The sequence below is a fragment of the Streptomyces sp. B1I3 genome, from assembly GCF_030816615.1.
GTDB lineage: Bacteria > Actinomycetota > Actinomycetes > Streptomycetales > Streptomycetaceae > Streptomyces.
Genome location: NZ_JAUSYD010000001.1, coordinates 4,315,689 through 4,340,317, shown reverse-complemented (window position 1 = coordinate 4,340,317; position 24,629 = coordinate 4,315,689). Strand labels below are relative to the sequence as shown.

At 72.4% G+C, this 24,629-nt stretch carries 3 protein-coding genes; all 3 read right to left on the bottom strand.

What is annotated here, in order from left to right; genetic code table 11:
- Positions 1-28: 28 nt before the first annotated feature.
- Genes QFZ58_RS19885 through QFZ58_RS19875 form a run of 3 tightly spaced genes read right to left on the bottom strand, consistent with a single transcriptional unit; the run spans position 29 to position 24,374 of the window.
- A complete protein-coding gene (locus QFZ58_RS19885) occupies positions 29-8,899 on the bottom strand; it encodes a non-ribosomal peptide synthetase (protein WP_307126248.1) in 8,871 nt (2,956 codons plus the stop codon).
- A complete protein-coding gene (locus QFZ58_RS19880) occupies positions 8,896-16,671 on the bottom strand; it encodes a non-ribosomal peptide synthetase (protein WP_307126247.1) in 7,776 nt (2,591 codons plus the stop codon). Before QFZ58_RS19880 ends, QFZ58_RS19885 begins: the two co-directional genes overlap by 4 nt.
- 2 nt (positions 16,672-16,673) lie before the next feature.
- Complete coding sequence (locus QFZ58_RS19875) at positions 16,674-24,374, bottom strand: non-ribosomal peptide synthetase (RefSeq protein ID WP_307126246.1); 7,701 nt, start codon at positions 24,372-24,374, stop codon at positions 16,674-16,676.
- Positions 24,375-24,629: the final 255 nt, after the last annotated feature.

The following is a 24,629-nucleotide window of genomic DNA, read 5'->3' as shown; positions in this document are numbered from 1 at the left end:
GGGAAACAGGAAGGGCACCGTTCGGGCGTCACGTACGGTCCGCGCGGGCGGGGTGGGCCAGTTTCTTGGCCAGTACCGCCCCGATCCCGGCGAGCGGCTGCGGTCGCATGAGGTCGTTGTGCGCGGCGGCGACGGCGTGGATCTCCAGGTCGCCGTCGAGGTGGCGCAACCAGTCGGCCGGCTCGCCCGCCGGATCGACGGTGGCGGCGAACATCACCGCGTCCGCCCGGCAGCGGCCGGTGACGGAGGCGGCCTCGACCCGGAAGCTGTTGGCCATCACCCGCTGCAGGCGCCGCAACTGCTCCTCGGTGAGGCCGGCGAGTTCCTTGCCGGACTCGCGCATCGCGGCCATGACCCGGCCGAACTCCACGGGTCCGCCGAGTTCGGCCGCCTCCATGCCGATCGCGGCCAGGATCCCCTGGAGGAAGTCCTGTTCGGTGAAGGACGCGGCCGGCTCCGGTTCCGTACGCGGGTAGGCGTCCAGCAGGGCGAGCAGTTCGACCTCCTGGCCGTCCGACTCCAGGAGTCCGGCCATCGCGTGCGCGATCCGGCCGCCGAGCGACCAGCCGAGCAGCCGGTAGGGGCCCTCCGCCTGCGCGGTGCGGATACGGGCCACGTAGTCGGCGGCCATCTCCTCGACGGTCGCGGGCAGCGGCTCGTCGTCGCCGAGGCCGGCCGACTGCAGTCCGTAGAGCCCGACGTCGGCGGGGAGGTGCTCGGCCAGCCCGGCGTAGGGCCAGCTGAGACCGCCGAGCGGGTGAACGCAGAACACGGGTGTCCCGCTGCCGGACCGCAGCGGCAACAGCCGGCTCAGCGGTCCCGCGCCGTCGGTCTCCGCGAGACGGACGGCCAGCGCCGCGACCGTCGGCGCCTCGAAGATGGACACCACCGACATCTCTGCGCCCAGCCGCTCGCGGACCATGCCGATGAGCCGGGTGGCGAGCAGGGAGTGGCCGCCGAGCTCGAAGAAGTTGTCGTCGATGCTCACGGTGGTGTGGTCGAGCAGCTCGGCGAAGATCTCGCAGAGCGCCGTCTCGGTGGCGTCGCGCGGAGCGCGGCCGGGTTCGCGCTCCAGCAGCTCCGGCTCGGGCAGCGCCTTCTTGTCGACCTTGCCGTTGGGCGTGACCGGTACGGCGTCGATGGCCGTGTAGGACACGGGCACCATGTGCTCCGGCAGCACGGCGGCCACATGGTCGCGCAGCGCGCCCGGTTCCGGGAGCTCCGCGGCCCCGGCGGGGGTGACGTAGGCGGCGAGCCGGGTCTCCCCCGACTGTGTCGTGCGTACGGCGACGACCGCGCTGCCCACCAGCGGGTGCTGGGCGAGGGCGTGCTCGATCTCGCCCAGCTCGACGCGCCGGCCGCGGATCTTCACCTGGTCGTCGGTGCGGCCGAGGAACTCCAGCACCCCGTTCGCGGTGATCCTGGCCAGGTCGCCGGTGCGGTAGAGGCGGGAGCCGGGCGGGCCGTAGGGGTCCGCCACGAACCGCTCGGCGGTCAGCCCGGGGCGGCCGAGATAACCGTGTGCCAGCTGCACTCCGCCCAGGTACAGCTCCCCGCTGCTGCCCGCCGGTGCCGGTGCGAGCGCGGGGTCCAGTACGTAGGTCCTGGTGTTCCAGACCGGCCTGCCGATCGGGACCACGGCGGCGGCGGAGTCCTCGGCGCAGTCCCACGCGGTGACGTCCACCGACGCCTCGGTGGGCCCGTAGAGGTTGTGCAGTCCGGCCGGCAGCAGCGCACGGAAGCGCCCGCGCAGTCCGGTCGGCAGCGCCTCGCCGCTGCACAGCACCCGGCGCAGCCCGGTGCAGCGTGCGGCCTCAGGCTCGGCGAGGAACACCTCCAGCATGGAGGGGACGAAGTGCGCGGTCGTCACGCCCGCGTCCTGGACCAGGCGGGCCAGGTAGGCCGGGTCGCGGTGACCGCCGGGCTTCGCGACGACCTGGACGGCGCCGGACACGAGGGGCCAGAAGAACTCCCACACCGACACGTCGAATCCGGAGGGGGTCTTCTGCAGGACCCGGTCGTCCGGGCCGATCCGGTAGGTGTCCTGCATCCACAGGAGCCGGTTCACGATGCCCCGGTGCGGTACGACGACGCCCTTCGGCACGCCCGTCGAGCCGGAGGTGTAGATGACGTACGCCGGGGAGTCCGGCAGCGGACCCGGCAGCCCGGGGGTGTCGCGCAGGGCCTGCGCCGCTTCCTCCGGCGTACCGGCCGCGTCGAGCAGGACGAGCTTCCCGGCGACGCCTTCGGGGAGCCCGCCGCTCACGGCGCCGGTGGTGACGACGACGGCCGGGGCCGCGTCGGACAGCATGTGGGCGACGCGCTCGGCCGGGTAGTCCAGCTCGACCGGCAGGTAGGCCGCACCCGCCCGGACCACGGCCAGGAGCGCGACGGTCAGGGCGGCGGAGCGGGGGACCGCGACGGCGACTGTGTCGCCCCGCCGTACCCCGCGGGCCACCAGGAGCGCGGCCAGCGCGGCGGAGCGCTCGTCCAGCTCCGCATAGCTGAGCTGGGCGTCCTCGGCGACCACCGCGGGTGCGTCGGGGGTCCGTGCCGCCTGGGCGGCGAAGAGCCCCGGGATCGTCTCCGGCTCCGGGCCGCCCGGCGTCGCCGCGGGCAGTTCCAGCACCCGCCCGGTGTCGTTCCACCCGGTCAGCAGCTGTTCCCGCTCGTCCGGGTCGAGGATGTCGATGCGGCTGAGGGGCGCCGCGGGGTTGGCGACGCCCCCGGTGAGAAGGCGGACGAGCCGCTCTCCTATGTGCCTGACCGTGCTCTCGTCGAAGAGGTCCGCACTGAAGTCGACGGTGACCTCGATGCCGGCCGGGGCGCCGTCCAGGTCGGTGCGTTCGACGAAGTTAAATCCGAGGTCGAACTTGGCCGCACCACCCTCACCGTCGACAGGAGTGGCCACCAGACCCGGCAGATCCAGCGACGCGACCGCGTTGTTCTGCAACACGATCATCACCTGGAACAACGGATGCCGCGCCAACGACCGCGCCGGCTGCAACGCATGCACCAACTGCTCGAACGGCACATCCTGATGCGCATACGCCGCCAGATCCGTCACCCGGACCCGCTCCACCAACTCCCCGAACCCCGGATCCCCCGACACATCCGCACGCAACACCAACGTATTGACGAAGAACCCCACCAACTCGTCCAACGCCGCATCCGTACGACCAGCGATCGCCGTACCCAAAGGAATATCCGCACCACCCCCCAACCGCGACAACAACCCCGACACACCAGCCTGCAAAACCATGAACACACTCGAACGCGACGATCGCGCCAACCCCACCAGATCCCGGTGCAACCGCGCACCCAACTCCACCGAGACCGTCCCACCCCGATAACTCGACACCACCGGCCGCACACGATCCACCGGCAGACTCAACTCATCAGGCAACCCCTCCAGCACCCCACGCCAATAACCCAACTGACGCGAAATCGCCGACCCCTCATCCCCCTCATCACCCAGCACCTCACGCTGCCACAACGCGTAATCCGCATACTGCACCGGCAACGCATCCCAACCAGGCGCCACACCCCCCACACGCGCCCGATACGCCACACCCAAATCCCGCGCCAAAGGCGCCTGAGACCACCCATCCCCCGCAATGTGATGCACCACCACACACAACACATGCTCAACCGCCGACACCCGGAACAACCACACCCGAACCGGCAGATCAACCGAAAGATCGAAACCGACCGACGCCACCCCCGCCAACGCGGCACCCACACCATCGGCCGCCACATCGACCACCTCGAACGGCACCACCACATCCCCCACCGCGACAACCTCCTGCCACGGCTCACCCCCCACATCCGGAAACACCGTCCGCAACGACTCGTGCCGCCCCACCACGTCAACCAACGCGGCACGCAAAGCCACCACATCCAGCACACCCGACAACCGCACACCCAACGGAATGTTGTACGTCCCGCTCGGCCCCTCCATACGGTTCAAGAACCACAAACGACGCTGCGCGAACGACAACGGAACCCGCTCCGGACGCACCACCGGCACCAACGCCACACGCCCACCCACCGACGAACCCACCACCCGCTCCGCCAACGCCACCACCGACTGCGCATCGAAGATGTCCCGGAAGGGGAGTTCGATGCCGAAGGCGGCCCGGACGCGGCTGACCAGCCGGGTCGCGAGCAGGGAGTGCCCGCCCAGGTCGAAGAAGCTGTCGTCGATCGAGACCGACGGAACGCCGAGCAGTTCACAGAACAGGTCGCAGAGCGTCCGCTCGACGTCGTTGCGGGGCGCGCGGGCCGTGCTGTGCCGCGGCTCGGGCAGCGCGGCGCGGTCGATCCGGCCGTCCTTGGCGTACGGGAGCGCGTCGACCTCGACGTAATGCGCGGGAACGGCGTGGCCCGGGAGCAGGGCCGCGGCATGCTCCCGCAGGGTCCCGGCGCCCGCCGGGGCCGCCGGGTCGGCCGGCACGTGGTACGCCACCAGGGCGGGCTCCCCGGAAGGGCCCGGCCGTACGGTCACGGCGGCGGCGCCGACCGCGGTGTGCCGGGTCAGCACCCGCTCGACCTGCCCGGGTTCGACACTCCTGCCGTCGAGAGTGAGCCGCTCGTCGGTACGCCCGAGGAGCTGGACCGTGCCGTCGCGCGTGATCCTGGCCAGGTCGCCGGTGCGGTGGAGCCGTGAGCCGGGCGGGCCGTAGGGGTCGGCCACGAACCGCTCGGCGGTCAACGCCGGCCGGCCCAGGTAGCCGTGTGCCAGCTGGGCTCCGCCCAGGTACAGCTCTCCGGGGCTCCCCGGCGGCAGGGGCATGAGGCCGGGGTCGAGCACGAGGGCGCGGGTGTTCCAGACGGGCCGGCCGGCGACCGGGTACGCACCCGGGGCCGCGGTCCCGCTGCCGGCGGTCCACGCGAGGGCGTCGAACGACGTCTCCACCGGCCCGTGCAGGACGTGGAGTTCCGCGCCGGGAAGACGCGACCTGAACCGTTCGGCCAGTCCGGTGGGCAGCGGCTCACCGCCGCACAGCACCCGGCGCAGTCCGGTGCAGTGCCCCGCCTCCGGTTCGGCGAGGAACGCGTCGAGGACGGACGGCGCGAAGTGGGCCGTGGTCACCGCCTCGCGCCGGATCAGCCGGGCCAGGCCGACCATGTCGCGGTGGCCGCCGGGCAGGGCGGCCACGTGGGCGGCGCCCACGACCAGCGGTGCGAGCAGTTCCCAGACCGATACCCCGAGGTCTGCGGGGGCCTCGTGCAGGATCCGGTCGTCCGGGCCGATCCGGCAGGCGTCCCGCATCCACAGGAGCCGGTTCACCAGGGCCCGGTGCGGCAGGAGCACCCCGCGCGGGTCACCCTCGGGTCCGGAGGTGTGGATCAGGTAGGCCGGGGAGTCCGGCAGGGGACCCGGCAGTGCGGTGAAGCCGGCGTCGTCGTCGCAGTCGCCGTCGGAGTGGAGCAGGAGGACCTGGCCGGCGGTCGTCCCGACGAGGGCCTCGCAGTCCCGCGTGGTGATGACCGCGGCGGGCTCGGCACCGTCCAGGACGGCAGCGGTCCACGCGGCCGGGTGGCCCGGCTCGACGGGCAGGCAGACCGCACCCGCCCTCAGCACGGCGAGGTGCGCGACGGTCAGGGCGGCGGAGCGGGGGACCGCGACGGCGACTGTGTCGCCCCGCCGTACTCCGCGGGCGAGCAGGAGCGCGGCCAGCGCGGCGGAGCGCTCGTCGAGCTCCGTGTAGTTGAGCCGTACGTCGCCGGCCACCACCGCGAGCCCGTCCGGGGTCCGGGCCACCTGGGCCGCGAACAGCCCGGCGATCGTCTCCGGCTCGGGGCCCGAGATCGTCGCCGCGGGCAGTTCCAGCACCCGCCCGGTGTCGTTCCACCCGGTCAGCAGCTGCTGCCATTCACGCGATTCGAGCAGATCCAGCTGGCTGAGCGGCATGGCCGGGTCGGCGGCGCCCAGGGAGAGCAGACGCACCAAGCGCCGGCCCAGGTCCGTGACCGTGCTCTCGTCGAAGAGGTCGGAGCTGTACTCGACGGTGACGTCGATGCCGGCCGGGGTGCCGTCCAGGTCGGTGCGTTCGACGAAGTTAAATCCGAGGTCGAACTTGGCCGCACCACCCTCACCGTCGACAGGAGTGGCCACCAGACCCGGCAGATCCAGCGACGCGACCGCGTTGTTCTGCAACACGATCATCACCTGGAACAACGGATGCCGCGCCAACGACCGCGCCGGCTGCAACGCATGCACCAACTGCTCGAACGGCACATCCTGATGCGCATACGCCGCCAGATCCGTCACCCGGACCCGCTCCACCAACTCCCCGAACCCCGGATCCCCCGACACATCCGCACGCAACACCAACGTATTGACGAAGAACCCCACCAACTCGTCCAACGCCGCATCCGTACGACCAGCGATCGCCGTACCCAAAGGAATATCCGCACCACCCCCCAACCGCGACAACAACCCCGACACACCAGCCTGCAAAACCATGAACACACTCGAACGCGACGATCGCGCCAACCCCACCAGATCCCGGTGCAACCGCGCACCCAACTCCACCGAGACCGTCCCACCCCGATAACTCGACACCACCGGCCGCACACGATCCACCGGCAGACTCAACTCATCAGGCAACCCCTCCAGCACCCCACGCCAATAACCCAACTGACGCGAAATCGCCGACCCCTCATCCCCCTCATCACCCAGCACCTCACGCTGCCACAACGCGTAATCCGCATACTGCACCGGCAACGCATCCCAACCAGGCGCCACACCCCCCACACGCGCCCGATACGCCACACCCAAATCCCGCGCCAAAGGCGCCTGAGACCACCCATCCCCCGCAATGTGATGCACCACCACACACAACACATGCTCAACCGCCGACACCCGGAACAACCACACCCGAACCGGCAGATCAACCGAAAGATCGAAACCGACCGACGCCACCCCCGCCAACGCGGCACCCACACCATCGGCCGCCACATCGACCACCTCGAACGGCACCACCACATCCCCCACCGCGACAACCTCCTGCCACGGCTCACCCCCCACATCCGGAAACACCGTCCGCAACGACTCGTGCCGCCCCACCACGTCAACCAACGCGGCACGCAAAGCCACCACATCCAGCACACCCGACAACCGCACACCCAACGGAATGTTGTACGTCCCGCTCGGCCCCTCCATACGGTTCAAGAACCACAAACGACGCTGCGCGAACGACAACGGAACCCGCTCCGGACGCACCACCGGCACCAACGCCACACGCCCACCCACCGACGAACCCACCACCCGCTCCGCCAACGCCACCACCGACTGCGCATCGAAGAGGGCGCGCACCGGCAGCTCGATCTCGAAGACGCTCCGGATCCGGCTCACCAGACGGGTGGCGAGCAGCGAGTGCCCGCCCAGGTCGAAGAAGTTGTCGTCGATCGAGACCGACGGAACGCCGAGGACCTCGGCGAACAGGCCGCAGAGCATCTCCTCGTGGGGGGTCCGCGGCGCACGGCCCCCGGAGCCGGGCCCACCGGCGGCCGGGACGGCAGGCGCGGAGCCCTCACCCGCGCGCGGGCCGGGGAGCTCCCAGCCGAGGGGCAGGCCGACGGACCGCAGTACCTCGCCCACCGGTTGCGCGCCGTTCCCGGCGACGGTCTCCAGGACCGCTTCGAGGTTGCCGAGGACCGAGGCGACGGACTCGTCGGTGAACAGGCCGTCGCGGAAGCCGAGGCGCAGCTGCAGCCGCCGTCCGGGCACGGCGATGAGCGTCAGCGGGTAGTGCGTGGCGTCGGACCCGGTGGTGCCGGTGATCGTGAGGTCGCCGAGCGAGCCCCGCAGGCTGTCGGAGTCCACCGGGTAGCTCTCGAACGCCACCAGGCTGTCGAAGAGTTCGCCGTGGCCGGCGGCGCGCTGGACCTCGGTGAGCCCGATGTAGTGGTGGTCGAGCAGCGCCGACTGCTCGGCCTGGACCCGCAGGAGCAGCGACTGGATGGACTCGGCGGCGTCCAGCCGGATGCGTACCGGCACGGTGTTGATGAACAGTCCGACGATGCCCTCGACGCCCTCGATCTCGGGGGGACGGCCGGAGACGGTGGCGCCGAACACGATGTCGTCGGTGCCGGTGAGCCGGGCCAGCTGGAGTCCCCAAGCCACCTGCACCATGGTGTTGACGGTGATGCCGAGGCGGCGGGCCAGGGCGGTCAGCCCCGCGCTCCGCTCCTCCGACAGGTCGAGGGTGAACTGCCGGGGCAGGGCGTCGACCGTGCCGCCGGCCCCTGGGGCGACCAGGGTGGGACCGGTGACACCGTCGAGGGCGTCCCGCCACCGGGCCAGGCCCTCCTGCTTGTCCTGCTTCCGCAGCCAGGCGAGGTACCGCTTGAACGGCACCGCGGGCTCCATGCCCGCCGCGTCGCCGCCGCGCCCGTACAGCTCGAAGAGCTCGCCGAGGACAAGGGGCATGGACCAGCCGTCGAGCAGGATGTGGTGGCAGCTGAACATGAGCCGCCAGGTGCGCTCGGCCAGGCGCACCACGGTGAACCGCAGCAGCGGCGGGTCGGCGAGGTCGAAGCGCACGGCCTCCTCGGCGGCGGACAGCTCCTCCAGCCGGGTCCGCCGGTCGTCCTCGCCGAGTCCGGACAGGTCGTGCGTGAGGACGGGGGTCTCGAACTCGCGCGGCACCACCTGGACCGGCCTGCTCAGGTTCTCCGACAGGAAGCCGGCCCGCAGGTTGCTCCGGCGGACCAGGAGGGCCGTGACCGCGTCACGGAAGACGTCCAGGTCGAACGGGCCCTCGAAGTCGACGGCCAGCCGCACCGTGTAGACGTCCAGGGCGTCCTCGTCGTACGTCGCGTGGAAGAACATGCCTTCCTGCAGCGGTGCGAGGGGCAGGACGTCCTCAAAAAGATCCTTGCGGGTCACCGGGTCTTCCTCCACTCAGCTTCCAGTACCCCGAGATCGTCGAGTTCGAGGTCGATCAGTGACAGGTCCGACGGGGCGAGGCCGGCCGGCCCGCCCTCGCCCGTGTGCTCCGCGAGCGCCGTCAGGGCGCGGAACCATCCCTCGGCCAGCGTCCGTACGGCCTCCTCGTCCAGCAGGCGGCGCGGCCAGGTCCAGTTGGCCACCAGCCGCGGTCCGCCCGGGCCGTCCTGGACCAGGACGTTGAGGGACAGCGCGTGGGTGGCCGGCATCTCCGGGTCGCCGCCGAGCTGCCGGAGCACCTCTCCGTCGGCGGACATGGCCCAGTCACCGGCGCCGGGGCTCTGCGGCGCGGTCGCGCCGTCGTCCCCCCCGGCGACCTCGGTGCGACCCAGGTAGTTGAAGCCGAACTGCGGGGTGCCGAGGGCGGCCAGCGTGTCGCGGGTGTGCGGGTTGAGGTGGCGCAGCAGGCCGTAGCCGACGCCCTCGTCCGGCATCCGTCGCAGCGTCTCCCGGACCCGGTCGAGGGCCTTGTGCAGGGCGGCCGGGTCGGTGAGGACCCTGCCCCACTGCACCGGTCCGAGGTCCAGCCGCACCGGCGCCAGGCTGGTGAACCAGCCGACGGTGCGGGAGATGTCGAGCTCCTCGCCCTCGGGGATCTGCCTGCCGTGGCGCTCGAGGTCGACCAGCACCTCGGTGCCGGCGCCGAGTCCGCGCCGCCGCCGCCAGTCGGCGACGGCCAAGGCGAATCCGGTCAGGAGCACGTCCTCGACGGAGCCCCGCGCGGCGGCGGGCACCTTCGTGAGGAGCGGCTCCGTGACCGGCTCGGGCAGGGTCAGCACGAGCGCGTCCTGAGTGCCCATGGTGTCGAGGGCCGGGTCGCGCGTCTCCACGGTCACGGGCACGTCCCCGTCGCCGAGCTGCTCTGCCCACCAGGTGACCTGAGCGGCGCGGGCGGGCTCGGACGCGCGGGCGGTGAGCCACTGCGACCAGCTGCGCCACGAGGTACCGACGGGCTGCGGCGCGGGCTCCCGGGACTCGGCGACCGCCTGCCACGCCTCGGCGAGATCGGGTACGAGGATCCGCCACGACACCCCGTCGACGGCCAGGTGGTGGGCGAGGATCAGGAGGCGTCCGGGCACGTCGGGACCGGCGTCGAACCACACGGCCCGCACCATGGCACCGTCCACCGGGGAGAGCAGCGAGACCGCCCGCTCCGCCTCCTCGGCGATGACGGCCCGTACCTTCGCGCCGTCCGCGCCGGCGATGTCCGCCCGGCTCACGCAGCCGGCCGCGTCCACCGCTCCACGTTCCCGGACCTCGTAGGACCAGTCGCCGCCGCTCACCGTGAGCCGCAGCCGCAGGGCGTCGTGGTGGTCGAGCACGGCGGCGAGTGCGGAGGTCAGGGTCGCGAGGGTCGTCCGGGCGGGAACCTGGAGCAGCACGGACTGGTGGAACCGCTCCATGCGGCCGCCGTGATCGCGCAGCCAGTGCGTCATCGGGGTGAGCGGTACCTCGCCGATCCCGGCGTCGGGGTCCTGCGCCGGGAGTTCGCCGACGGGGCGGGCGACGGCCGCGAGTCCGGCGGCCGTCCGGTGCTCGAAGACGTCCCGGGGCGTGATGACCAATCCGCCCTTGCGGACCTGGCTGACGAGCTTGATGGAGACGATGCTGTCGCCGCCCAGCTCGAAGAAGTTGGCGTCGGCGTCCACCCCCGGGAGGCCGAGCACCGAGGCGAACGCCTCGGCGAGGACCCGCTCGGCCTCGGTGGCCGGGTCCCGGCCGTCACCGGAGGGGGTCAGGTCGGGTGCGGGGAGCGCCCTCGCGTCGAGCTTGCCGTTCACCGTGAGGGGCAGGGCGTCCATGACGACGAGCACCTGCGGGACCATGTACTCGGGCAGCAGGCCCGCCACGGACGCGCGCACGGCACCGGTGTCCAGGTCCGTGCCCGGATCGGGGACCACGTAGCCGACGAGCTGCCGGACTCCGGGCCGGTCCTCACGTACGACGACGGCCGCACCGTCCACGCCCGCGCACCCGGACAGTACGGACTCGATCTCGCCGAGTTCGATGCGGAAACCGCGCAGCTTCACCTGGTCGTCCCGGCGCCCGACGAACTCCAGCACCCCATCGGCACGCCACCGCACCACATCACCCGTCCGGTACAACCGGGACCCCGGCACCCCGAACGGATTCGCCACGAACCGCTCAGACGTCAGACCGGCACGCCCCAGATACCCACGCGCCAGCCCCACACCCGACACGTACAGCTCACCCGGAACACCCACCGCACAGAGATTCAGGGCCGGGTCCAGGACGTACACCCTGGTGTTGGCGATCGGCCCGCCGATGGGCGGGGTGACGGTGCCGTCCACCGGGCTGCTCGCCGTGGCACAGACCGTGGTCTCGGTCGGGCCGTAGGCGTTGATCACCCGGCGGCCGGGAGACCACCGGGCGGCGAGGTCGCGAGGGCAGGCCTCGCCCGCGGTCACCAGGGTCAGGCCCGTGGGGGCGTCCTGCGGATCCGCGCCGGACAGGGCCGTGGGGGTGAGGGTCGCGTGGGTGATCCGCTCGCCCGTCAGGAAGCCGGTGAGTGCCCCGCCCAGGACCGGGCCGTCGGCCGGGGTCAGGACGAGCGCGGCACCGTTGAGGAGCGCCATGACCGTCTCCCAGGCGGAGGCGTCGAAGCTGGGTGCCGCGAACTGCCCCACCCTGCTCTCCCGGGTCACACCGAGCCGCTCGGCGTGCCAGGCGGCGAGGTTGCCCAGTCCCCGGTGGGTGACCGAGACGCCCTTGGGCCGCCCGGTGGACCCCGAGGTGTAGATGACGTACGCCGGGTGGTCGGGCGACAGCGGCGAGCGGCGGTCCGCGTCCGTGACCTCGGCCCCGGAGAGGCCGGCGAGCGCGTCGACGGTCCCGGGGCTGTCGAGGACCAGCGGCTCGCCGTATCCGGCAGGCAGCCGGCCGGCGGAACCGGCGACGGTGACGACGAGCGCGGGGGCACTGTCGCGGATCATGTACGCGATCCGGTCGGCCGGATGGTTCGGGTCGACCGGTACGTAGGCTCCGCCACTGGTCATCACGGCCAGCAGCGCGGTGGTCAGTTCGGCCGAGCGGGGCAGTACGAGCGCGACCCGGTCCTCGGGTCCGACACCCCGCTCGATCAGCAGCCTGGCGAGCCGGTTCGCACGGCCGGCCAGGGCCGCGTAGTCCAGGGTGGTGCCGCCCGCGACGACCGCGGGACGGGTCGGTACAGCCTCGGCCTGCCGGGCGAAGAGCTCGGGGACGGTACCGGCGGGCACCGGCCGTTCGCTGTCGTTCCAGTGCGTGAGCAACTGAGCGCGCTGCCCCTCGGGCAGAATCTCCAGGCTGCGTACGGGCACCCTCGGGTCGGCCACCACCGCGCGCAACAGCGTGACCAGGTGGCCGGCGACGCGCGCCGCGCTGTCCCGGTCGAACAGGTCGGTGCTGTAGCCGAGGATGCCGGAGATGCCGCCGTCGGCGCCCTCGGCGACGCTCAGCTCCAGGTCCACCTTGGCGACCGGCAGCATCATGTCCTGGACGGTGACCCGCAGACCTGGCAGTTCCAGTTCGCCCGAGGTGTTGTTCTGGTATGCGATCAGCACCTGGAAGAGCGGGTTGTGCGCCAGGGAGCGGTCCGCGCCGACGAGGTCGACCAGCCGCTCGAAGGGCAGGTCCTGGTGCGCGTAGGCGTCCAGGGCGGTCCTGCGGGCCCGGTGCAGCAGGTCGAGGAAGCTCGGGTCGCCGGACACGTCGGTGCGCAGCACCAGGGTGTTGACGAAGAAGCCGACGAGGTCGTCGGCCGCCGCGTCCATCCGGCCCGCGACCGGTGTGCCGATCGGGATGTCGGTCCCGGCACCGAGTCGGGACAGGAGTGCCGCGAGAGCCGCCTGGAAGACCATGAACGGCGTGGTGTCCGTCTTGGTGGCGAGGCCGCGCAGGCGCTGCGCGAGCTCCGTGTCGACGGTGACGGGGACATGGGAGCCCCGGTGGGTGGCGACGGGCGGGCGGGGCCGATCGGCGGGCAGCTCCAGCTCCTGCGGCGCACCTGCGAGCTGTTCGGCCCAGTAGGCCTGCTGGGTGGCCGCGAGGCTGTCCTCGTCGTGCTCGTCGCCCAGCAGCCCTCGCTGCCACAGCGTGTAGTCCGCGTACTGCACCGGCAGCGGCCGCCACTGCGGCGCCTCACCGGCGAGCCGGGCCCGGTATGCCTCGCCGAGGTCGCGGGAGAGCGGGGCCTGCGACCAGCCGTCCCCGGCGATGTGGTGGACGACGACGCACAGCACGTGCTCGTCCGGTGCGGTCCGGAACAGCCGTGCGCGCAGCGGCAGTTCGCGGGCCAGGTCGAAGCCCGTGGCTCCGGCCGCGTCGAGGGCGGCCGGCAGCCGCTCCTCGGTCACGTCGGTGACCTCGACGTCGACGGCCGCCACGCCCGCGGGCACGACCTGCTGCCAGGGCTCGCCGTCGGTGTCCGGGAACACGGTGCGCAGCGACTCGTGCCTGGCGACCACGTCGCCGAGGGCCTCGGCCAGCGCCCGCACGCTCAGTTCGCCGGAGAGCCGGACGGCGAAGGGGATGTTGTAGGTGGCGCTCGGCCCCTCCATCCGGTTGAGGAACCACAGCCGCCGCTGGGCGAACGACAGCGGCACCCGCTCGGGACGGTCGGCCGGGCGCAGCGGTGTACGGGCCGGGGCGGCACCGTCCATGAGGTGGGCGGCGAGCCGGGCGGCGGTGGGCTCCTCGAAGACGCGCCGGATCGACAGCTCGACGCCGAGCACCGCGCGCACCCGGCTGACGAGCCGGGTGGCGAGCAGGGAGTGGCCGCCGAGCTCGAAGAAGTTGTCGTCGACGGACACGGAGGGCAGGCCGAGCACCTCCTGGAACAACCCGCACAGCAGTTCCTCGTGCGGGGTGCGCGGTCCGCGGGCCTCCTCCGTGCCGTACTCGGGGACGGGAAGCGCGTTCGTGTCGATCTTGCCGTTGGTGGTGAGCGGCAGGGCGTCCAGGGCGACGACGGGCCGCGGGACCATGTACTCCGGGAGCCGTTCGGCGGCCCAGGCGCGCAGTTCCTCCGTGTCGAGTCCCGACCCGGCGGCGGGCACCACGTAGCCGACGAGCTGCCGGATCCCGGGCCGGTCCTCGCGTACCAGGACGGCGGCCTGGCCGACGGCGTCGTGGCCGGCGAGCACGGACTCGATCTCGCCGAGTTCGATGCGGAAACCGCGCAGCTTCACCTGGTCGTCCCGGCGCCCGACGAACTCCAGCACCCCATCGGCACGCCACCGCACCACATCACCCGTCCGGTACAACCGGGACCCCGGCACCCCGAACGGATTCGCCACGAACCGCTCAGACGTCAGACCGGCACGCCCCAGATACCCACGCGCCAGCCCCACACCCGACACGTACAGCTCACCCGGAACACCCACCGGGCAGAGGCCGAGCCCGCTGTCGAGTACGTAGACCTGCTTGCCGTCGAAGGGGCGGCCGATCGGCACCGGGTCCGGCACGGGCCGGTCCGCGGCGAGCGGGTGCGCGGCCGCGATGACGGTGACTTCGGTCGGCCCGTACGCGTCCACGACCGTGAGATCCGGGCAGGCCTCCAGCACCTGGCGCACCGAGGCGGCGGGCACCGCCTCGCCGCCGGCCCACACTTCGCGCATCGGCCGGAGGATCTCCGGGGCCTCGGCGGCGATCAGCCGGAACAGGCCGGTGGTGAACAGGGCGGCGGTGACACGCCCTTCGGCGACGGTCCGCCCGATGGTGGCCATGTCCAGCTCGCCGGGCGGCCCGACGACCAGGGTCCCGCCGCTCAGCAGCGGGATCCACATCTCGTACGTCGACGCGTCGAACGCGTGGGCCGAGTGCATCAGCACCCGCTCCTGGGCGCCGCCCGCGAAGCGGCTGTCGGCGGCCAGGTCGGCGATCCCCCGGTGGGTGACGGCGACGCCCTTGGGCCGGCCCGTGGAGCCGGAGGTGTACATGACGTAGGCGAGCCGCTCCGGTCCGGGCGGCATCGGTACGCCGCCGGCGGGGACCGGGTAGGACCCGGGCAGGTCGCCGTCCTCCAGAACCAGGGTGGTGCCGCTGTCCTGGAGGACGTCCGCGCGCCGGGAGCCGGGCCAGCGGTGGTCGACGGGTACGTAGACCGCGCCGGCCCGCAGCACGCCGAGGACGGCGAGCACGAAGTCGACGGAGCGTTCCATCGCGATGCCGACCGGCTCCTCCGGGCGCACGCCGCGGTCGAGCAGCCAGGCGGCGATCTCCTCCGCCCGGCGGGTCGTCTCCGCGTACGTCAGCGACCGGTCGCCGCGGACCAGTGCCTCCCGGTCCGGTGTCTCGGCCGCGCGCAGTGCCAGCAGCTCGGGCAGGGTGCGCGCGGGGGCCGGGACGGGGGCCGGGTTCCAGGTGCGGAGCAGCCTGGCGCGCTCGTCGGCGTCCAGCAGCTCGACCGCGCCGGTCGGCCGCGAGGGCTCGGCGGCGAAGGCCTCCAGCACGGCGGTGAGCCGCTTGCCGAAGCCTTCGATCTCGGCCGCGTCGAAGGCGTCGGACCGGTAGGTGAAGCGCAGTTCCAGGGAGTCGCCGGGAATGACCATGAGGGCGAGCGGGTAGTGCGCGCCGTCCGTGGAGAAGAAGTCCGCGACCGACAGGCCGCCGGGCAGGGTGAGCGTGGCCGGGTCGACGGGGAAGTTCTCGAGGACGGTGAGGGTGTCGAACAGGTCGCCGTGCCCGGCGGCCCGCTGGATGTCGGCCAGGCCGAGGTGCTGGTGAGCCATGAGGGCCCGCTGCTCCTCCTGCAGCTTCTCGCAGAGCTCCAGCAGCGTCTCCTCGCGCCCGACGCGCACCCGCACGGGCACCGTGTTGAGGAAGAGGCCGACCATGGTGTGGACCCCGGGTATCTCCGGCGAGCGGCCCGCGAGGGTCATGCCGAAGGTGACGTCCCGGCGGTCGGTGAGCCGGGCCAGCAACAGCCCCCACGCGGCCTGCACCACCGTGTTGAGGGTGACGCCGTGCTCGCGGGTCCGCTCGGTCAGCCGGGCGGTCGTCTCCGGTGCGAGCATGACGGCGACCTTGCTGGGGAGCACCGTCGTGGACCGGTCGTCGGGCATCGCGGCGAGCAGGGTCGGCTCGTCGAGTCCGTCCAGCGCGCTCCGCCAGGCCCGGACCGCGCCTTCGCGGTCCTGCTTGGCGAGCCAGGCCAGGTGGTAGCGGTACGGGGTCACGGGAGGCAGGGACGTGGCGTCCCCGCCGGCCGCGTACAGCTCGAACAGCTCGCGTACGAGGACGGGGGCGGACCAGCCGTCCAGCAGGATGTGGTGGTTGGTCACCAGCAGCCGGTGCCTGCCCTTCGCCACCCGGATGACGGTGAAGCGCAGGAGTGGTGGGTTGCGCAGGTCGAAGCGGGTCGCGCGGTCCCGTTCGGTGATGTTGCGCAGTGCCGCCTCCCGCTCCTGCTCCGGGAGGGTGCTCACGTCGGCCTCGTGCCAGGGCAGGTCGGTCGCCTTGGGCACGAACTGCAGCGCACGCGGGCCGTCGTGCCGGAATCCGGCGCGAAGGTTGCCGTGCCTGCCGAGCAGGGCGTGGGCCGCGGCGCGCAGTGCGGCCACGTCGAGCGGGCCGTCGATGTCCAGTCCCAGCTGCATGACGTAGACGTCGGGACCCGACTGCTCGTCGTACTGGGCGTGGAAGAGCAGACCCTCCTGCAGCGGGGTGAGCGGCAGTACGGCTTCCAGCGACGACGTGTCGTTCGTGCTCATTCCTAGACGCTCCACTTCGACTCGAACTCGTCGAGTTCGTCCTGCGAGACCAGGTCCATGTCCCACTCGCCCGCGGCGGCCGGGTCGGACGGCGTTCCGTCTCCCGCGGGCACCGGTTCGGCCATCGCGGCGAGGGCCCGCACGGTGCGGTGCGCGAACACGTCCTGCGGGGTGAACACCAGGCCCTCGGCGCGAGCCCGGCTGACGAGCTGGATCGAGACGATGCTGTCGCCGCCCTGGCGGAAGAAGTCGTCCTCCGCACCGGCCCTGGGAAGTCCGAGCACCTCGGCGAACAGCCGGGCGAGCGTCTCCTCCTGCGGTGTGGCGGGCAGCGCGTCCGAGGACGCCGCCGCGTCGGGCGCGGGCAGCGCCTTGTGGTCGAGCTTTCCGTTCAGCGTGACCGGCAGGGCGTCCAGGAGCACCAGCGCGGTGGGCACCATGTAGTCGGGCAGCCGCTCGGAGAGCGCCTCCTGGAGCTCGGCGACCAGTGCCCCGGTCCTCCGGGCGACGAGCGGGTCGTTCGCGAAGCGGGCGGGCATCTCGTCCGGGAGGTACAGGTCCCGGTAGGCGGGTACCGCGTCCGTCCCGTCAGGTGCGTGCTCCGGTACGAACACCGCGTCCAGCCGGCCGTCGTCCGCCCCCGCCGTCCAGGTGACCAGCGCCCGGTAGCCGGCGGGCGTGCCGGCCTCGTGCAGGGCCGTGACGTCGACGCCCTCCGGTGCCGTGGTGGCGCCGGTGCCGTCCGGCTCGGCCAGGTCCGCGTCGAGCCTGCCGTTGGGGATGCCGGTGACGCGCAGTCCCTCCGGGCGCTCGTCGCGCAGCCGGGCGGCGATCCCGTCGAGGCCGCCCGCCCGCTCCCACCCGAGCGACGGCACCTGCGCGAGCGTGACGGGCGCGGCCGGCCGCTTGTGCAGGACCACGTCGTAGCGGTAGCGGCTGAGCTCGTTGGTGTAGTCGCCACGCTTGACGCGGACGTCCGCGCCGCCGAAGCCCTCCAGCGATCCGGCCAGGGTGTCGAACAGAGCCGGGTCCACCAGCAGTTCGGTTTCGCGCTCGACCGCCCGGTCCACGGCGAGACGGGTGGTGGCCGCGTCGTCCCCGGGGTGGCCGGTGCGGTGGACGGCCGCCCGCATGCGGCGCAGCAGCCGCAGGTCGCGGAGGTCGCCGAGGAAGACCGCGCCGGTGTCACCGAGCAGGGCGAACGCCTTCCTGATGACGTCGGTCAGGTAGTCGACGCCCGGGAAGTACTGCGCCACCGAGTTGATGACGACGGTGTCGAACGACCCGGCCGGCAGCTCGTCCAGCAGGTGCGCGGGGGTCGCCGTGAAGCAGGTGCGCTCGGCGAGCTCCGGGATCTGCGCGGTCTGCCTGACCAGGGTCTCGATCACCTCACCCGACAGGTCGGTGCCCCAGTACAGGTCCACGTGGGGGGCGACCGGCGTCATGATCAGTCCGGCGCCGACGCCGATCTCCAGGACCCGGCGGGGCCGCAGCTCCAGGATCCGGTCGACGGTCGCCGAGCGCCAGGCGCGCATCTGCGACTCGGGCAGCTCCGATCCGTCGTAGCTGCTGTGCCAGCCGCTGAAGTTCTCGCCGAGCGGCGGCCCGTCGTGGGCCGACGCGCCGTACACCTCGTCGTTGATGGCCTGCCACTTGCCGACCTGGTCGGTCTCCAGGCCGGTGTCACGGGCATCCGGATCCTGCGCGGCGGGCACGACGTAGCCGACCAGCCGGCGCTCGCCGGGACGGTCCTCACGGACCACCACGGCGGCCGACTCGACCTGCGGCTGGTCGGTCAGCGCGTCGGTGATCTCGCCCAGCTCCACCCGGAAGCCGCGCAGCTTCACCTGGTCGTCGGTCCGGCCGACGAACTCCAGCTGACCGTCGGCACGCCGGCGCACCACGTCGCCGGTACGGTACATGCGCTCTCCGGGCGGGCCGAACGGCGCGGCGACGAACCGCTCCGAGGAGAGCCCGGGACGCCCGAGGTAGCCGCGGGCCAGGTTGACTCCGGCGATGTACAGCTCGCCGAGCACGCCGACCGGGACCGGGCTGAGCTGCGCGTCCAGCACGTAGGCACGGGCGTTGGCGATCGGGGTGCCGATCGGCGGGGCGACGGCCCCGGACAGCGGGGCGCTCATCGTGGCGCAGACGGTCGTCTCGGTGGGGCCGTACGCGTTGATCATGCGCCGGCCCGCCGACCAGGTTCCGGCCAGCTCGGCCGAGCACGCCTCACCCGCGACGGTCAGCACCATGCCGGCCGGTACCGCGGCCGGGTCCAGGCCGGTCAGCGCGATGGGCGGGATCGTCGCGTGGCTGATGCGCCGCTCGGTCAGGAACGCGGCCAGCGCCTCGCCGAGCAGCAGCCCGCTGCCGACCGGGAGCACGAGGGTCGCCCCGCTCAGCAGGGCGATGCAGGTCTCGGACACCGCGGCGTCGAAGCTCGGTGCCGCGTACTGGACGACCCGGCTGTCCGGGCGGACGTCGAACCGCTCGCCCTGGGCGACGGCGAGGTTCCCGATACCCCGGTGGGTGACCACGACGCCCTTGGGGCGGCCGGTCGAACCGGAGGTGTAGATGACATAGGCGGGGTGGCCGACGGCGGAGGGCTCCCGCCGGTCGGCGTCCGACAGCGGTCCATCGGGCCGGGCCGCGATCCGGGCGGCGGGGACCGGGTCGTCCACGACGATCGCGGGTACGTCCGGCACCACGTCCCCGGCCATCTCCGCCACGGTGGAGGTGGTCAGCATCAGCACGGGCGCGGAATCCTCGGCCATGAAGGCGACGCGCTCGCGCGGATAGCCGGGATCGACCGGTACGAACGCGGCACCCGCCGTGACCACGGCGAGCTGCGCCACGAGGAGGTCCAGCGACTTCGGCATGACCAGGAGTACCCGGTCCTCCGCACCGATCCCGCGCGTGACCAGGTGCCGGGCCAGCTTGTTGACCCGTCCGCCCAGTTCGGCGTAGCTCAGTTCCTGCCCGCCCGCAGCCACCGCGGGCGAGCCGGGGGTGCGCGCGACCTGGTCGGCGAAGAGCTGGGCCAGCGTGCCCTCGGCGACCGGGCGCGCGGTGTCGTTGAAGTCGACGAGCAGCCGGCGGCGTTCGTCGGCGTCCAGTACATCCAGTTCGCTCAGGCGGCTCTCCGGCCGGACGGTGGCCTGGTCCAGCAGGCGCGTCAGCCTCCGGGTGAGCAGCTCGATCGTCGCTTCGTCGTACAGGTCGGTGGCGTACTCGACGGCACAGGTGGTGTGGTCCGGGGTGTCCCCGTCGCCCTTGACCTCGCGGAAGTCGAACAGCAGGTCCAGCTTGGCGGTGTGGGTGACGGCGGGTTCGATCCAGGCGTCGAGGCCGGGCAGGTCGAGCCCCGGGGTCGCGTTGTTCTGGAAGCCGAGGCCGATCTGGATCAGCGGGTGCCGGCCGGCCGAACGCTCCGGGTTGACGGCCTCCACCAGCCTCTCGAAGGGCAGGTCCTGGTTGGCGAAGGCGGCCAGGCCGTCCGCGCGGGCCCTGCCCAGGAGGTCCTCGAAGCTCGGATCGCCGGACAGGTCGGTGCGCATCACCAGGGTGTTGACGAGGAAGCCGACCAGGTCGTCCAGCGCCTCGTCGGTACGTCCCGCGATGGAGATGCCGAGGGGGATGTCCTCACCGGCGCCCAGCTTGCCGAGCAGCGCCGCCAGGGCGGTCTGCACCACCATGAACGGGCTGACGTCGTGCTTGCGCGCGCAGCGGGTCAGCTGCTCGTGCAGTGCGGGCGGCAGGTCGAAGCGGAGCGTCTCGCCGCGGTAGGACGCGACGGGCGGCCTGGGCCGGTCGGTGGGCAGGGTGACTTCCTCGGGCAGTCCGCGCAGGTACTGCGTCCAGAAGGCCAGCTGGCCGGAGATCGCGGAGCCCGGGGTGTCCTCGTCGCCCAGGATCTCGCGCTGCCACAGGGTGTAGTCGGCGTACTGCACCGGCAGCGGCTCCCACTCGGGGCCCGTGCCGGCGCACCGTGCGGTGTACGCGGTCTGGAGGTCGCGGGTGAGCGGCACCAGGGACCAGCCGTCGCCGGCGATGTGGTGCATCGGCATGAGGAGGGCGTGCTCATGCTCGGACACGGCGAACAGGTGCGCCCGGATGGGAGCCTCGGTGGCCAGGTCGAAGCCGACCGCGGCGCGTTCGGTCATCGCCGCGGCGAGCCGGTCCGCGGCGATCTCCGTCACCCCCATGACAGGGGTGGCCTCCGCCGCCGGCAGGATGTGCTGGCGCGGGGTGCCCCGGTCGTCCGGGAAGACGGTGCGCAGACTCTCGTGCCGGCCGACGATGTCGCCGATCGCCGCCTGCAGCGCCTCACGGTCCAGCGTGCCGTTGAGCCGCACCACGAGCGGGATGTTGTACGTCCCGGAGCCGCCGTCGATCTTGTCGATGAACCACAGCCGCAGCTGGGCGAAGGACAGCGGGATCTCCTGCGGCTTGTCCATCCTGGTCAGCGGCCGCCGGGCCGTGGGGACGTCCCCGTGGCCGGCGAGCCAGGCGATCAGGGTCGCGGGAGTGGGCGCCTCGAAGATCGTACGGATGGCGAGTTCGACGCCGAACGCCGCGCGGACCCGGCTGACCAGCCTGGTCGCCAGCAGTGAATGGCCGCCCAGGTCGAAGAAGTTGTCGTCCAGGGAGACCGCGGGCAGACCGAGAATCTCGGCGAAGAGCCCGCAGAAGATCTCCTCCTCCGGAGTGCGGGGTGCCCGGCCGCCGCTGGATCCCGTCATGTCCGGGGCGGGCAGGGCCCGGGTGTCGAGCTTCCCGTTCCCCGTCAGGGGCAGCACGTCCAGCTGGACGAACGCGGCGGGCACCATGTGCTCGGGCAGGCCGGCGGCGACGTGCTTGCGCAGCATGAGCGGCTCCAGGTCGACCCGGCCGCCGGGCCCATGATCGCCGACGACGTAGGCGACCAGCCGCATGTCGTCGGGCGTGTCCTCGCGCACGACGACGGCGGCCTGCCGGACATCGGGATGCAGCAGGACGGCGGCCTCGATCTCGCCGAGCTCGATGCGGAAGCCGCGGATCTTCACCTGCTGGTCGGCCCGCCCCATGTACTCCATGTCGGCGCTGCCGTCCCCGGCCCAGCGGGCCAGGTCGCCGGAGCGGTACATGCGCTCGCCCGCCGGACCGAAGGGGTCCGCGACGAACCGGGTACTGCTCAGGTCCGGCCGCCCCAGGTAGCCGTCGGCGACGGCGGGACCGCCGACGTACAGCTCACCGGTCACGCCGGGCGGGACCGGGCGCAGCGCGGTGTCGAGCAGGTAGACGCGCAGGTCCCTGATGCCGAGGCCGATCATGCTGCCGCTGCCGGACGTGGCGCACGCCGCGTCGAGCATCCGCTCGGTGGTGTGCACCGTGGTCTCGGTGATGCCGTACATGTTGACGAGCCGCGGCGAGTCCTCCGGATGCCGCTCGTACCACTCGGCCAGCCGCCCGAACTCCAGCGCCGCCCCACCGAAGATGACGTAGCGCAGGGCGAGTGCCCGCCCGGTGTCCGGGTTGTCCTGGTCGGCCTGGATCAGCTGGTAGAAGGCCGACGGCGTCTGGTTGAGGACGGTGACCCGCTCCCGCACGAGGAGCCGCAGGAACTCCTCCGGCGCCCGGCTCACCGCGAAGGGCACCACGACAAGGGTGCCGCCGTGCAGCAGGGCGCCCCAGATCTCCCACACGGAGAAGTCGAAGGCGTAGCTGTGGAACAGCGCCCACACGTCGTCGGGACCGAAGCCGGTCCACCGCTCGGTCGAGTCGAAGAGCCGGATCACGTTCTGGTGGGCGACGACGACGCCCTTGGGTCTGCCGGTCGACCCGGAGGTGTAGATGACGTACGCGGCCTGGTCGGGCAGCACGTGCCCGCCGCGCTCGGCGTCCAGGACCGGCGTGCTCGCCAGGCCGCCCAGCCCGGCCACCGTATCCGGGCGGTCCAGCACGATCTCCGGCGTCCGGACCGTCAGTTGCGCGAAGGCATCACGCTGAGCGGTGACCACCACGGCGGGCTCGGCGTCGCCGAGCATGTAGGCCACCCGGTCCGCGGGGTACTCGGGGTCGATCGGCAGGTATGCCGCCCCCGCCTTCAGCGTGGCCAGCAGGGCCACGGCCATGTCCACGGAGCGGGGCATCGCCAGCGCGACGAGCTGTCCGCGGCGGACACCCCGGCTGATGAGCAGCCGGGCCAGCTGGTTCGAGCGGGCGTCGAGTTCCCGGTAGGTGAGGGACCGGGTGCCCGATCCGTCGGGGTGGACGACCGCCCGGTTGTCCGGGTACGCGGCCGCCGCGGCGGCGAACCGCTCGGGCAGCGAGGTGCGCTCCCCCGGCTCCGGGGTCCGGTCCGCTCCGCCCCAGTCGCCGACCAGCCTGGCCAGCATCTCGGGGTCGACGACGTCCAGCGCGCCGATCGGGCGGTCGGGGTACTCGGTGAGCTCGTCGAGCAACCGGGTGATCAGCCGGTGGTGCTGCCGCACCGCTTCCGTGCTGTACACGTCCGGGTTGGCCGAGACGTCGAACCGGAAACCACCGTCCTGATCGCCGACGACGATGAGGGAGAAGTCGTCGTCGTGTCCGGCCATCAACGGGTGCAGGCTCGCCGGCATCCCGGCGAAGTGCAGGGCGGGCGCGGCGATGTGCAGATTGAGCCTCGGGCCGAGCAGCCTGCCGTCGGAGCCCAGGAGCTTCAGATCGCGGCGGAGGTCCTCGTAGCGGTAGCGCTTGTGCCGGGAGACTGCGCGCATGCGCTGGTGGGCGTGGCGGACGAGTTCCTGCGCCGTCATGTCGGGGCGCACCGTCATCCGGACGCCGACCACGTTGGACACCATGCCGGGCACGGTCCGCCCCGGGCCGGTCGACCGCGCGGCGACCGACAGGGCGATGACCACGTCACCGCTGCCCGACACCCGGCTCGTGTAGGTGGCGAGGGCGGCGAGCACCACGGCCGGCCAGCCGACCCGTACGTCACGCGCCGCGTCGCGGACACGGTTGGCGGAGTCCACCGGGACGTGGCGGGTCCCCCGCACCTGGTCGGTGGGCATGGCCGTCGGGCGGTCCCCGAGGCTCACCGCGTTCGGCCGGTCCTCGAACTCCGCCGTCCAGAAGTCCCGGTCGGCCTCGAAGGCGGCGGACTCCTGGTAGGCGGTCTCGTCGTCGATCAGCTCGCGCAGCGGGGGGAAGGCACCGCCCGAGGTGTCCTCGCCCGTCACCAGGCCGGTGTAGACGTCGGCGGTGCGGGAGGCGACGAGACTCGCGCCGAAGCTGTCCATCACCAGGTGGTGGTAGCGGTAGTAGAAGAAGAAACGGTCATCGGCGACCTTGATGAGCGCGAAGCGGTACAGGGCGCCGCCGAGCACGTCCACCGGGGTGCGCGCGTCCGCCCACATCCACGCCTCCGCCGCGTCGCCCGGCCGGTCCTGGGCACTCAGGTCGAGGACCTCCAAGGGCTCCGCCGACCAGTCGGTGACCGGCACGACCACCTGGACGGGGCCGGTGTCACCCTCGACGAACCGGGCACGGACCGCCTCGGCCTCGCCGACGACCTGCCGCATGGCGGCGGTGAAGAGCAGGGGGTCGACCGCGCCCGCTATCTCCAGGTACAGGGCCGCGTTGAACGTCGCGTTCGGACCGCTGAGGCTCTGCGCGTACCAGATTCCGGCCTGGCCGGCGGTCAGCGGCAGAACCGTGGCTGACGAGTCAGACATCTGTCCTCTGTTTCTTCGGGCCTGGCCGATCCGGGAATCGGTCGGTGAGCTTGGTGTCGGCAGGCACGGGGCTCCGGGCCGCCGGCGCAGGCCGGCTCACCGGCCGTCAGTAGGTGGGCATGGCCGTGCCGTTCGCCCGTGGAGCCGGTTTCCGCCGGCTGCGGTCCATCAACGTCCAGTAAACGAATACACGCCCGGACAAGCTGTGTCGCACGTGGATGCAATTTCCGGAAAGCGCTCTTCTCACCCTCGGCA